Raw genomic sequence first — 14389 nt, forward strand, 5'->3', positions numbered from 1 at the left:
AATTTTTGAATTTAATGTTGAGTATCTTTCTGGTGCTGGGTTGGTAATGTGAATATCCGTGAGTTTGATATTCAATATTTAAGCTAAGCTTAATTTGAAAATTTAGTTCTAAAGAGTGATGTCTATAAATTTGATTTTTAATTGTTCTAATTTAAAGGAAGTAGAAAAGCTTTTAAAGAAAAGATAGTTGAAAAAAGACGGTTAACGGTAATGTTGTTTTAGGATAAGTAAAAACAGAAAAAGGCAAATTAAGAAAATAAGAAAAAACATCTGATGATTAAATACCTTATGAATATTAAATGTATTTTTACACAAGTTAACATATTGTACAAATTAAATTACAGTTCTCTTATCTTTATTTAATCTTTCTTATCAATAAAAAAAGCTTTTAAAGGAAAAGCTGGTTATTAATAAATTAGTTATTTGTATTGTAAAACAAAGTGTTAGAATTGTAGGGTTGGGATGTTTTGATATATACAATTATCTCGAATTTTAACCTATTGAAAATACAAAGGTTTACCACTTGTTCCGACCACTTACAATCCAAACTAGACTCGGCGGATTCTACTTCTTTTATTATTCCATTGTTGGCACATTTATGCCTTACTGGAATTTATATCTTCAAGATCAAGGGTTTAATTATCAAGAAATTGGTGTTTTATCATCAATTGCCATTGTAACGCGTTTTTTCGCACCTTTGGTATGGGGATGGATTGCTGACAAATCTGGTAAGCGAATGTTATTAGTACGGTTGGCGACTTGGATGGAATCATGTATATGGTTGGCTATTTTTATAGTTCCAAATACTTTTCAATCGATTGCTTTACTCATGCTTATTTTTAGCTTCTTTCAAAATGCTATTTTAGCTCAATTTGAAGGGGTTACTTTATTTTGGTTGGGCGATCAAAAAGCTAAACTTTACGGAAAAATCCGTAAGTGGGGATCTGTTGGATTCATTGTAGGTGTCTTCGTTATTGGTGCACTTCTAGAAATAGTACCTATTTCGATGCTTCCGATTTTATTATTAATTATTGCTTCATTGGCATTTATCTGGTCTTTCACAATTCGAGAACCGGATGGTGCGCCTACCTCACAAAAGCAGTTAGAGCCTTTACTTCCCGTGCTTAAACGCCCGACAGTAGCTGCATTTTTTACAATTGAATTTATTTTACTTTTTTCACATGCACCTTTTTATAGTTTTTATAGTAATTTTCTGAAATCTTTGAATTTTAGTACGACTGAAATTGGATTTTTATGGGCTATAGGGGTTTTTGCAGAAATTTTTATGTTTTCAATTGCTCCAAAGATTTTTCAACGTTTTTCGTGGCGTAGTTTAGTGATTGTATGTTTACTAGTGACGAGCATGCGTTGGATGTTAGTTGCACTATTTTCACATTATTTTGTTGGTCAACTTTTTGCACAGTGTTTACATGCTTTTAGTTTTGGTCTATTTCACTTAATCGCGATGCGAGTTATTTTTCAAAATTTCTCGGCTGGACAACAAGGGCGGGGACAAGCTCTTTACAGCACCATGTGGGGCTTAGGTGTGGCTTTTGGTAGTGTTCTGGCTGGACATTTTTGGAAAATTCTTTCCGGTGAAATTATCTTTATGTGTGCCAGCTTGGTTGTACTCTTAGGCTTATGCTTTGTAATGTGGCTTCCTAAACAAATTGATTCCTCAACGGCATAAGCTCGAAATAATGAAAAAACAAGGTATTTATATTGAAAAAAGCAAGTAAATATAAAATTGTTTGATGACTTGTTGTAGCACGTTACAGTTGAAAAATATTGTTTTTATATGGTTATGAACCAGTGAATTTGTCAAAAAATATGCTAACTTAAGTTCATGCGTTTAATGATTAATAAATCTATGAAAAATATTTATATTATTGGATTATTGTGGGCTTGTTCTGGTTTAGCTGTGGCAGAAACGGCGACTCAGCAGCCAGCTGAACAACCCGTTCGGACAGCAAGTAATCCTAATGCTATACGTATTGTTACGCGTCCTGAAATTATGGGATTATGGGGAATGGAAATTCCAAATAATAAGAAATGTGTGGAATATTATAATTTCCGTAGTGGTAATGATGTAGTGATCAAAAGTGGTCAAGAATGGTCATATGGCTTATATGAATATCAACCGTCCGATGATCCTAAAGAGCAGTTAGCTGCTTTAGTCATGCAAATTAAATTTGATAATAATAAAATGGATTGTTCTGGACAGAAACAAGATCAAACAGGTGATGTTTCTCAATATTTTGTACAGTGGAAAAATGATCATACTATTAACTTCTGTTCAACCGCTAAAGGTGAGCAGTGTTTTGCGACTTTGCGTAGAGTACTACCATAAAGTAATAGATATAAAAAAAGCCTCTTATTTATAAGAGGCTTTTTTTATTATGCAGTTTCAGCTTTCTTCTTTTCTTCCAATTGCTTTAACAAGTGTTTTTCAAGGTAATGGATGTCCATTGCTTGAGAACAGAAGCTCTTATCTTGCAAAATAAGATCTTTATGCAGAGGAATATTGGTTTTTATTCCTGTAAGGATCATTTCATCTAACGCTTGACGCATACGTGCAATTGAAGTTTCACGGTCTTTACCATGAGAAATCAGTTTGGCAATCATAGAGTCATAGTAAGGTGGAATGCTATATTCTGGATAGATATGAGAGTCTAAACGAATACCAGCACCACCTGGTGCATAGAAACTTTCAATTTTACCCGGTGAAGGTAAGAAAGTTGTTGGATCTTCTGCATTGATACGACATTCGATTGCATGTCCTTGAACTTTGATATCTTCTTGTTGGAGTTCTAGTCCTAGGCCGCCTGCAATACGTAGCTGTTGTTCAATAATGTCAACACCAGTCACCATTTCAGTAACAGGGTGCTCTACCTGAACACGAGTGTTCATTTCAATAAAGAAGAATTCACCGTCTTCAAATAAAAATTCAAACGTACCAGCACCACGATATTGCATTAGCTGACATGCATGAACACACGCTTCTAAAATATCAGCTCGAGCTTGTTCTGGCAGGTTTGGTGCAGGCGCTTCTTCTAGCACTTTTTGGTGACGACGTTGTAATGAACAGTCGCGGTCATATAAATGAATCGCATGACCATTACCATCGCCAAGAATTTGAACTTCGACATGGCGAGGTTTTTGTAAAAAACGCTCCATGTATACAGTATCGTCACCAAACCACATTTCTGCATCGCGTTGTGCTGCTTGAACTGATTCAAGTAGCGTATCTACACGCTCAACAATACGCATACCACGTCCACCACCACCAGATGCCGCTTTAACAATAAGCGGGAAACCGATTTCTTTCGCTTCAGCTAAGGCATTGTGGATGGTCACGGCATGGTCGCAACCCGGTACAGTAGGTACGCCTGCTTTTTTCATGGCAACAATCGCAGAAACTTTATTCCCCATGAGGCGAATATGTTCTGGACGAGGACCAATAAAAGTAAAGCCTGAACTTTCTACAATTTCAGCAAACTCAGCATTTTCTGAAAGGAAACCATAACCAGGGTGAATGGCATCAGCACCAGTAATTTCTGCAGCAGTAATAATTGCCGGGATATTTAAATAGCTATCACTACTTGCGCCCGGACCAATACATACTGCTTCATCAACAAAACGTAAATGCATCAAGTCCTTATCAGCATCTGAATAGATACCAACAGTCTTGATTCCTAATGTTTTGCAAGCCCGGGTAATTCGTAAAGCGATTTCACCACGGTTTGCAATTAAAACTTTTTGCAACATAGACGTCCCCGAGGTAATTACGCGCGATAACGGAATAAAGGTTGACCGAATTGGATAACATCACCATTTTTCACTAAAATTTCTTCAACCACGCCACTTTGAGTTGCTTCAATTGGGTTCATGATTTTCATTGCTTCAATAATACCCAAAGTTTCACCAGCAGATACAGTTTGACCTACTTTAACAAATGGTGCTTCGCCTGGGCTTGGAGCAGCGTAGAACACGCCAACCATTGGAGAAGGTTCAACTGCTCCACGTGGTGTTTTTGCAACTGGTGCTTCTGCAACAGGAGCTGCCGGAAGTGCTACACCAGCCGCAGCAACGACTGGACTACGACGAGTTAAAGCGATTGATTGATCACCTTCTTTAACTTCAATCGCTTGCAAGTCAGACTCAATCATTAAATCGATGAGTTTCTTAATTTTGCGGATATCCATGGGCGACTATTCCTAAACTAGTTTGGGTTAGATGGTTGAATTTTTTCAATGGCGTAATCGAGTGCAAAACTATAGCCTTTTGCACCTAGACCACAAATTACGCCAATTGCTTTATCAGATAAATAAGAATGGTGTCGGAATGCTTCTCGTGCATGAACATTCGACAAATGTACTTCAATAAATGGAATGGCAACGCCAAGTAGAGCATCGCGTAGAGCAACAGAAGTATGAGTGAGGGCGGCAGGGTTAATAATAATAAGTTTTACGCCTTCAGTTTGTGCCTGATGAATACGGTCAACAATGGCACCTTCCCAGTTGCTCTGGAAAGTATCTAATGTAATTGATGCGCGTTGAGCTTGGGTAATAAGTTGTTGGTTAATATCACCTAAGGTAAGATGACCATATACTTCTGGTTCGCGTTTTCCCAGCAAATTCAAATTCGGTCCATGAATCACCAAAATGGTCGAACTCATTCAGATTGCTCCAGCTCTAAAGTTGCAAATAGTCTTTGCAAGATGTCTGCAAAGTTTGCTTATTATGGCATATGTTTCTACAATTTTTTTATAATTTGTTTTAATTGTCGCAGAAAGGGTACGCCAAATTCGGCTTATATATTGTAAATTTTGCGATGATTTAGCAATGTTAAAAAATGACAAAATTTCAAGTAATTTAATGAAGCTTATTTTAAACTGAATTGACAAAAACAGTTCATGTATTTTGTGTAACGGCTGTAGAGTTCTCTTCAATTACGAGTAGCTCATTCCATCGGGTTAGATAGTTTTTTGAACGGTGACATTGTTTCATATGCCAAGATGGGCTACGCGAATGATAGCCCACTTGTAAATAGTGACTACCGAATCGATTACGGACTGTACTTAGTGTTTTCATGAGTTGTTGTCTTTGCTGGATCAACTCAAGAGGTTGCCATAAATCATCAATGTGATGTTGACGGGCGTGCAAACCACAAAATAAAACTCCAATCTTAATGTATCTTTTATTTTCTTTATATAAAACATCAATTTGTTGCATTGCTGCTTTGGTTAATATGCATAGATCATCTGTTGCATAAGTTAAGCCAATGGCTTGAGATGACGCTTTTTTATAAGGCGGTTTATCTGTTTTTTCATAAAGCATGACTTGAATGCAGGCACAGAGTTGTTCTTGTTTCATTAAACGTCGATGAGCACGATTGAGATGAAAGATAAGCGCTTGTTTAATAATCTCAATGCTGGATAAAGCTTGAGCGAAACTTCGTGATGCTAAAATTCGTTTTGTTAGGATGGCAGGATCATCAAGTTGAATGCAGGATTGGCCTTTTAGCTCACGAATAGTACGTGCCATAACCACAGAAAAAGCTTTGGCTAAATGGTATTCATTGGCAAAAGTTAAGTCTAGGCATGAATAAATTTCATAGCTTTGTAGTTGTTTGACCAATTGGTAGCCAATTCCCCAGACTTCTTTAACAGAAGTTTGTTGCATGAGGTCTTCAAGAAGTAGGGGATCTAAAGTAGTGAAATTACAAATTCCATTAAAACTTTTAATTTTTTTTGCATAGTGATTGGCTAACTTGGCCTGAGTTTTTGAATATCCGATGCCAATACAGCAAGGTAGGCTTAACCATTCTTCTAGCGTTTCTACGACTTTGACACAATAAGAATGGATATCTAGAGATTGGAGGTAAGGGGTAAGGTGGATAAAGCATTCATCAATAGAGTAAGCCTCTAAATCATCGGATGAGAAAAATTCCCCAAGAACCGAAAAAAAGCGACGAGACATCTCGGCATATAAAGTGTAGTTGCTTGAATAGACGTGTACGCCTGCTTTGAGAGCTTCTTCTTCAATTTGATACCATGGGGTTGCCATCTTTATACCCAAGTCTTTTGCTTCTTCGCTGCGTGATACAACGCATCCATCATTGTTAGAAAGTACCACAACAGGCAAACCAATAAGTTTGGGGTTGAATAGTCGCTCACAACTGACATAACAATTATTAATGTCTACAAGCGCATAAATTTCTCGATGTGAAATTTCCACTATGATTTCCCCTTAAAAATATTGGTAAAGCCACATGCATGAATTGAGTTTCATAAAAATGATGTTGAAAAGTGTTGGGATAAAATCACATCTTGAATATGTAACGAAATCAAGTTAACAAAATTTCTGGTAGAAAGCTAGGGGAGTCCCGACAGTCGGTTTCAAATCGACAAAGAAAAGAAGATGAGGCTTAAATAATTTTTAAATAAAAAAAGGAGATCGTATAGATCCCCTTTTTTATGACACATGCTATGTAATTTTAATTACCACTTATGGCTATAAGAAACTTTAAGCGTTGCCCCATTTGCCACCAAGTGGCTAGTGTTATCGCTCGTTCTTAATAGTTGGCTATAAAGCGGGTAGTACTTACGATTAAACATGTTTTCCAAACCAATCGTCACAGTGTCTTTCTTGTTAAGTGCAAAACTACTGATTAAATCGGCTGTTGTGTAAGACTTCACATCATAGCGACCAAAGCCATTTACACCATTTAAGCGGTAATCTTCTGAACCGAAGTATGTTGCTTGCAGGCGGTTCGTCCAAGTTTCAGTTGGGCTATAAGAAACGTAAGCTGTGAGTTTTAATGGTGGAATGCGGAAACCTGTCATGTCTTGTTCAGAACCGTTTTGAGGTTTTTCACGACCTTTCATCCACGTAACGCTACCACCAGTTCCCCAAATATTTGCATCGTCAAGATAGTCAAAAGTTGCTTCAACACCAGTTACTTTTTCTTTTGTTCTAGCAAGCACTAGACCATTGTTGAAAGATTGCACAGCCCCAAGATCAGAAGTTGAGTGGAATACAGCTAAGCTTGATGAGAAGTTATTGAAGTTTCCTTTCCAGCCCAACTCATAGTTATCAACTTTTACAGGTTCTAAAAATGATGAGCCAAGGTTAAAACCTTCACCAGCATTACGGATAATCAAACCGACATCAGGCAACTGAAAACCTTGGTTAAATGATGCATAGATCGAGTTTTGATCATTTGGAGAGAAGGTCACATTAGCATTGTATAACCATGCATCAGCTTTCACTTTTCCGCCTGGAACAGTGTAAGGGTTGGTCTTACCTAATTGTGATAATGGAACAAAACTATCAATTTGCGCATAGCTGTCTTCATAGCGTGTACCTGCTTCAGCTGACCATTGGTCATTAAAGCGGTGTTTTAACTGTATAAAACCGCCAACACTTTGCGTGGTGAGTTCAGGTAAATAAATGAGCTTGCCAATTTTTACAAATTCTAGACCACCTGATTGATCATAAATTTGAGGGTCAAAAATATCTAAAGGCATTTCGCTTTTTTCACGGCTGAAGTCACCACCCCAAACCAATGATGTATCGCCTAAAAACTCAAGTGGTGTGGTAACAGTTAAGCGGCTACCGAGTACATTATTTTCTTGATAAATCTGGTCGACTTGTTTGCCACGGTTCGCATTTCCACGAGCATCAAATGGTGAAAAACGGGTAAAGAAGTCGCGGTAATAAATTTGAGCATCAACCTTATTACCTAATAAGTCTTTATTGGTATAGGTTAAATTGTATATTTGGTTTTCATTTTTATTTTGGTCTTTAAGCTTTAATCCTTTGATGGCTTTCGCTGGTACAGTTCCAGCTGGAGCTTTTTTAACACTTGGATCAGATGCATAATCTGAGTCTTGCTCAGCATTATAATAGTTTGCAGCGAATTGTAGATATTGATTGTCATCAATATGGTAACCCAGCTTACCACCTACGCTGTAGCCATCGGAATCATAAAGGTCGCCCTGACTTGGTTCAGGTGCAACACGGTCACCACTTGCATCGTACGGACTACCAATACGTTGATAGCCAAAGTCGAGTGCATAATCAAAGGCGTTAAAGCTGCCTGTGAAATATTGGTGAATATCTCCACCCAAAGCATCAGAACGGAAATTCGTTAAAGGTGTTTGTAACCCAATGACGGTTTTTGCAGTAGGTTCACCACCCGCAGCTTTCGTGGTAATTGAAATAATACCACCCGCAGCGCCACCGCCATAAATTGCATTACTGCCGCGAATCACTTCAATGTTCGCAATACTTTCAGGGTCAATTGCTGAAAGTCCGCGGGATGTGTCCCGTGTAAGGTTCATTGGAACGCCATCGACCAAGATCAGGGCATTACGTCCACGTAAAGTTTGACCGTAATCTGTAATAGTACGGCTTGAGTCAGACAGGCCCGGTACAGCCTTTGCTAATACAGTCGCAATACTTCCAGAGGAACCATTTCTTAAAAGTTCAATTTGTTTTTCATCTAGCTTGGTGACTTGCTTAGCAGAAGTAGAAAGTTCATCTGCGCGTGAAGCGGTAATTGTAATTGTAGGGAGTGCTTCAGGCTTTTTTTCAGCATCTGTTGTCTCAGAGGCTGAGGCTGCAAATGCTGAATTTGAAAGAAAAATGGCCCCACCAAGTGAAAGAAGTGGAATGATATTTTTAACTTCAGACTTTCTTGTAAAAAGTTTATTACTTTTTATCTTATTTCCCATTTTCTCGCCCTGAGAGTGATTTTAAATTGAGCGAATTATAAATGAGAATCATTGTAGTTAACAATATTATTAATTGCTTAAAAAATAATATATTTGAAATTTATTCAATGAATTAGGGGAATAGGTGTTTATTCCCCCAAAAAAATTGAACAGTGATCAGATTTCCTTATAGGCGTTCAAATGATTTTGATGGGCGCGGCGAATAATGCTTCGGTCATCGCCGAGCACAAAAAGCTGAACAGATTGTTGTTTCCAAGCCGCGATATCTTCAGGTTGTCGGGGAATAGCACAGAAATGCTTTTGACTATTTTTGGTCTTTGTATACATCTCTTGAACTTTTTCTTTCACTTTTGGATGACTAGATTGCCACGGCATTCCCATGGATTGGGAAAGGTCGGCAGCACCTTCCATAATAATATCAATACCTTCAACTTTTAAAATTTCATCTATCTGTTCTAATCCCTCTAAGCTTTCAATCATAGCAATGACAACAGTCTCGTTTGCAGCCTGTTCAACAAAACTAGCTAAATCGTCCATGCCGTATCGATTTAACCTTGTCGAATTCAGTCCTCTTTGCCCAAGCGGCATATAGTGGCAATAGTTCACAGCTTCTTGTGCCTGCTTCGCATTTTCAATACGCGGAAACACAATACCCGTTACCCCGGCATCGAGCAGAGGTAGAACTAGGTGGTTAGCGTTTAAAGGTACTCTGACAAAAACATCAAGACTCATGGCTCTAGCCGCTAAAATCATGGTCTCGACTTGAGACGTACTAAATAAAGTATGTTCCAAGTCGATAATAATAAAATCATAGCCCGCAAGTACCAGTTGCTCGACATTAATAGGAGAGGCTACGGAACAAAATATTCCGTAGAGCGTCTCACCATTTTCTATTCGTTTCTTAAAAGAAATCGAATATTTATTCATATTCAATTTCCTTAATGAGGCTGAGCGGGTTCGGCGTAGTTTGCACTCTTAAGCGAATTTCCGGAAGGAAGCGGCGACTTGCGAGCTGTTCAATGTCGATAGTGTCATCTGTAAAGTTGAACAATTCATATCGCTCAGCAAACTCTGGATGAGCTTCTTTGTGTTGATTGATGATGGTTCTTAACATGGTCCAGAATTTGATTTCATCGAAGTCATAATGTTCATTTAAGAAAATTGCTAACTCTGCCAAATTTACAAACCAAAGCGCATCTTGCGTAAAGTCTCTTAACTCATTTGGAGAATGGGTTTCCAAAAACGAATTCGGATTAATCTTGGCATGTTCTTTTGGCGCATCTTGTAAATCTGGTAGAAGGTCTGGCTCACGTAAAAGATGTCGGCTAAAACGGATTCCATCGTGGAAATCTTTCAAGGCTGCTTTAACTGGTAGGCCATTTTTATGAATCAGAACCATGTTTTGTGCATGTGACTCTAAAGCGAGGCCATGGCACCATAAAATATGCATGATTGGTAAATAGGCATTGGTGAGTAACTTTTCTAACCAAAACTCGATACCGTATTCTTGAATCCACTCATCAATTAAAGGTTTTTGGTCATTATCAACTTGCATTAGTCCTGTTACAGGAGTTGCCGATTCACCTTCTTTTAAGTAACTGTAAATACTTTCGCGCCAAATGCAGGCGAGTGCACCATATTGAACAGGTAGAGCAATTTGCTGATTAACTGAAAGACCAGCAATTTCTCTTAGAATGACAGGCTTGCGATGCTTTTCTAGAATATGGTCTTGCTCGACAATGTTATAAAGCCAGTCACTCATTTTTGCAGCATTTTGAACGGTATGTGGTGCTAATACGCGAGATGTAGAGGTATTAACCAAATTCATTGCCAACTTGAGAGAAAGTGCAGAGATATCACTAATGTTTGATAAAGTTCGAATCGACTGCTGTGGTAAATAAGTCGGGCCTTCAATATCTAGCGGGATAATAAGTTGGTTACTAATCGCATCTTGATAATATAATTCAATAATTTTATCCCACTGCCATGGGTGAATTGGGGTGAGAATATAATCTTTAAAATCTACATTGTTATCTTTTAATTGATTACTAATGGTTTGTAGATCTTTTTCTGAAAAATGCTGTTTATAAAGCTGCTCTAAGTTAATGGTTTCACTTAAAACCAGTTTGCATAAACTGTTATGAGTCGCTGCCCATTTAACCGTAAAACCTTCAGAAAGCTCAGGTGCATATTTTTGATTTTCTTTTAAATCGAAGCCAATACGAGACTTAAAGCTTGGATGGTATAAATGCGCATTGGTAATCCTTGCTTCTTGTTCTAAATAAGGCAAAGTTCTTAAAGGTTGGGCAGGTGCTTGGCTCAAAGTCTGCGCATGTTTAACGTAAGTTAAATTGAGTTCATCATTAAAGTTTTGCCATTTAACTGGGTCAGCTTCAATAATATTTTTTAGATCGGCAAGTAGCATTTTTAAGTTAGGACGAGTTTCAGCGCCTAACGTAATATCAGAACGGACTAAGCTTGAAGGATCTAACTTAATTCGTTTAAAACTAAAGTGTCGTTTAGCGGCGCATGTATAGAAAACTGTATCGGAAATATAAAACTTGATCTGACCTTTAGAAAGTTCATATTTAAAGGTATTTTCAAAAATAAGTGCTTCTAATAATTGGCCCATCACTCGATTTTCTGCAAGAGTCTTATAGTTGGCTTGCTGTGTCGGTTGAAGAGGGCAAAGGGCTTCTGCGCCGCGATATTTATAAATAGGATTTTCAACTTCAATCCAGATTGGATTGCCACCACTGTGGTAGAGCGTATTTAACATATTTGCCTTAATTGGTAATGTGAGTGAATTAATTAATAAATCGCGGTAGTGCTGACCTTTGGCGGTAAATTTTTCTTGTGTGAGGGAAAGTCGTGTTGCTTGCCATAGCTCGCTTTCTTCAATAACCGTAACTCGTGCAATCGCGCTGATGAGATGCGCAATGTGGTTGATCACAAGGTAATACTTTAAAAAGGTCCATGCATCTTTTTGAGAGAACCAAACGGTACTATCTTCAGAAATAGATGAGTTGTCCTCTATCATTTCTGGAACAATACTAATGCCTTCCATATCGCGAAGAATGAGGCGATGTGGATAGCCATTTTTAAATTCCATTAAACTGTTTTGCATATGTGCTTCTACGCTAATGCCTTTATTTGCAAACAATTCAATTAATGGAATAAGTGAAACTTTAACGTACTGTTTCCACCAAAAAGTAATGAAGTCTTTGGCATCGTTCGATTGTAAATTTTGGTTGGGTGCAGCTTGTTGAATAAAGCTTAGTAGAGGAATTTCATGATTCTCGTTTTCTTCAACCAAGCCACCGAGCATTCTGGTATTTTCTAATACTTCAGGTGTAAGTCCCGCTCTATAAATAATGCCAAATGAACTTTCAAGCTCTGGAATTTTGACTGTTTTCGCCTCTAACTCTGGCAGAATCACAAGGTCAGGATATTGCTCATTAATCTTGTGATTGATAATAATTTTGCTCGCATCAATCGCTCTTTCCATTTCATCCATTGGGTTATTACGAATGAAACTAGTAATACGTACGTCAATTGAGAGCTTTAAAAATAGGTTAGATTGAGGTAACCACACCGTACGAACTGATGAGGTTGGCCATACGGTTTGGCCTAATGCACCCAGATGTATGATTTCTTGACTGTCTAAATATTTCTTTAAAGACGGATGTTGAAGTAAGAAATTAGCTTGCCAAGGGTGGGTTGGCATGAGCTCATAGTTGGCTAGATTTTCTTGCAAGCGCTCTTTTGCAGTTTCTAAAACTTCATTTTCAATATGGTGAGAGAGCTGTTCTTCACTTATAAGCTTTCGGATTAAAGAAGAATGAACCGCGAAGTAATGAAGTTGGAAACTAGCGTCTAACTCAGGGCTATACTTTTTCATGTCTTCTTTCGAAAAACCTAAGTTGGCTTTAGAGGTCACATGAAAAGGGTGGCCATATAACATGCCTTGTTCAGTAGCCTGAAAACCACTCAACTCTTTAGATGTTGTTTGGGATGGTCTATTTTCTAAAAAGAATTTTGTGTTCTCGATACTATTGGCAATATCGGAATAAAGGTTCTTGTTCTGGTTTTTGTCTTTGAATAGGTTATTTAATTCATCTGTAATGAGCTTCACCAAATTTTTAGGATCAGTTAGAGAATCAAATGTATTTTCGCTTAAGTTTTGCAGAGCAAAGTCACGCTGATATCGATGATAGCCAGTGGTGGAGAAGTGTTGAACTGCTCCATAAACAATCGTATTAGACGCATTAAACGTATAAGAAAAATAGATTGAGTTAGGCTGTTCCGCATCTCGTGTGAATAAAGGAGAATCTTGGGCTGAGATAATGTGCTCTTCAAGATCTACTTTAAGTTCACGAAAGAAAGTATTCAGGTACTGTTCGAAAAGTTTATAAGACCATGCATCAGTTGTAATAATTGAGTTCATTCTTGTGCCTCTTCTAAAATTGTATCCATTAAGAATCTGTTCAAAATCACCACTAAGCCCGCACCGATAAAAAATAAAGAAGTGCAGATTAATGCGGCTGTAATATTGAAAAATGAGTAGGTAAGCGTGATGGTGATCGGACCAAAAAGTTGGCCTAAGACAAAGGCACTGTTAGAAATGCCGATCACTTTTCCTTGGCTTTGAGTGCCAGCTTTTAGAGAAATTGTGTGTAAAATCGAAGGAATAAGCGCTGCGAAGCAAAAACCTTGTATGAGTCGTAATATAAGAATGAGCCAGAGATTGGAAACCCATATCAACGCGAAAATCGTGATGCCACAAATTAAAGATGCGTAAACGAAGTTATTAAAAGAATCTCCTTTGTCATCATTTCTTTTTCCCCAATAGGTTGCTGCAATAAAAGCAGCTCCCCATGAAAGCGCATGGATTGTGCCCGTTAAGCTTGCAGCAGATAACGACGAGTGAATGTTTTGGCTTATTTCACTAATGTATAAAACGAAGCAAGACACTAAACCAAAACCACCGGCTTGCACCAAGATGCCAGCGCTTAGCCATGAAAAAATAGTTCTATCAAAAAAGTCTGGAATTTTAGATTTTTCTTTGGTTTTTACAGCCTCAGTTTTAACTGGATTGGCTAATAAAAAAGATGCGATCACAATTAATGTAACTACAATAAATGCAGTTGCATTAAGTAATATTTCAACCCGCCAGTGGTCCATAAATATACCGCCGAGTACTGGACCACACAGGCAAGCTAGCGCAACACTACTTTGTAGTTGCCCAAAAGCGGCACCTCGTTGTTGTTCATTAGAAAGATATGAAACGTAGGCATTCAGAATGACTGAAAGACCGCAAAAACCGAGTAGAATCCGCGCAAAAATAAATACGAATAAATGCTGGGCGCTCGCCATGAGTAGTATTGAAATACAAAAACCAGCCAATGAAAGTAGGAGCGCTTTCTTATGACCAAAAGTGTCGGATAATTGGCCAACAATTGGAGCTGTAAACAAGCTTCCAATTGCAGGAGCCGCGAGTGCCAAACCTGCCCAGATAGTGGGAGCACTCATGTGCGCCGTCAGTTTTTCCATATAAAGCGGCATGATCGGAATAAGAACCATGAGCCCGAAAGTGGAAAAAAACTGACAGAGCAAAATAATGAAATGATCTAGGCGAGATGAGCGCAT

At 38.1% G+C, this 14389-nt stretch carries 10 protein-coding genes; 2 read left to right on the top strand and 8 right to left on the bottom strand.

What is annotated here, in order from left to right; all coding sequences use genetic code 11:
• The first annotated feature begins 523 nt into the window (after positions 1 to 523).
• Together BMW38_RS07450 and BMW38_RS07455 are read left to right on the top strand one after the other, a co-directional pair.
• Positions 524 to 1690: an MFS transporter gene (locus BMW38_RS07450; protein ID WP_213031120.1), complete on the top strand. Its 1167-nt coding sequence runs from the start codon at positions 524 to 526 to the stop codon at positions 1688 to 1690.
• A gap of 156 nt (positions 1691 to 1846) precedes the next feature.
• On the top strand, positions 1847 to 2350 hold the full coding sequence (locus tag BMW38_RS07455; protein WP_092706981.1) for a hypothetical protein: 504 nt from the start codon (positions 1847 to 1849) through the stop codon (positions 2348 to 2350).
• A 47-nt stretch (positions 2351 to 2397) separates the two neighbouring features.
• Here BMW38_RS07455 and accC read toward each other — a convergent pair whose 3' ends face one another.
• From accC to BMW38_RS07495, 8 genes are all read right to left on the bottom strand, one after another.
• Positions 2398 to 3768 (bottom strand): acetyl-CoA carboxylase biotin carboxylase subunit, encoded by a 1371-nt coding sequence (gene accC / locus BMW38_RS07460; protein WP_003652264.1) that lies wholly within the window; start codon positions 3766 to 3768, stop codon positions 2398 to 2400.
• A 17-nt stretch (positions 3769 to 3785) separates the two neighbouring features.
• Positions 3786 to 4205, bottom strand: coding sequence for an acetyl-CoA carboxylase biotin carboxyl carrier protein (locus BMW38_RS07465; protein WP_003652263.1), 420 nt, complete (start codon positions 4203 to 4205; stop codon positions 3786 to 3788).
• A gap of 17 nt (positions 4206 to 4222) precedes the next feature.
• The gene (aroQ, locus tag BMW38_RS07470; RefSeq protein WP_003652261.1) at positions 4223 to 4678 is read right to left on the bottom strand and encodes a type II 3-dehydroquinate dehydratase; all 456 of its coding nucleotides are present in this window, start codon (positions 4676 to 4678) and stop codon (positions 4223 to 4225) included.
• 235 nt (positions 4679 to 4913) lie between these two features.
• Positions 4914 to 6239, bottom strand: a complete 1326-nt coding sequence (locus BMW38_RS07475; protein WP_092706983.1) for a Y-family DNA polymerase — start codon at positions 6237 to 6239, stop codon at positions 4914 to 4916.
• A 263-nt stretch (positions 6240 to 6502) separates the two neighbouring features.
• The gene (locus BMW38_RS07480; RefSeq protein WP_092706985.1) at positions 6503 to 8740 is read right to left on the bottom strand and encodes a TonB-dependent receptor; all 2238 of its coding nucleotides are present in this window, start codon (positions 8738 to 8740) and stop codon (positions 6503 to 6505) included.
• Between the two features lie 156 nt (positions 8741 to 8896).
• On the bottom strand, positions 8897 to 9667 hold the full coding sequence (locus tag BMW38_RS07485) for an HpcH/HpaI aldolase family protein (protein ID WP_092706987.1): 771 nt from the start codon (positions 9665 to 9667) through the stop codon (positions 8897 to 8899).
• Positions 9660 to 13187, bottom strand: coding sequence for an IucA/IucC family protein (locus BMW38_RS07490; protein ID WP_092706989.1), 3528 nt, complete (start codon positions 13185 to 13187; stop codon positions 9660 to 9662). Before BMW38_RS07490 ends, BMW38_RS07485 begins: the two co-directional genes overlap by 8 nt.
• Positions 13184 to 14389: an MFS transporter gene (locus tag BMW38_RS07495; protein WP_092706991.1), complete on the bottom strand. Its 1206-nt coding sequence runs from the start codon at positions 14387 to 14389 to the stop codon at positions 13184 to 13186. The genes BMW38_RS07490 and BMW38_RS07495 overlap by 4 nt, the downstream gene beginning before the upstream one ends.

The organism is Acinetobacter sp. yr461 (assembly GCF_900110445.1).
Lineage (GTDB): Bacteria > Pseudomonadota > Gammaproteobacteria > Pseudomonadales > Moraxellaceae > Acinetobacter > Acinetobacter calcoaceticus.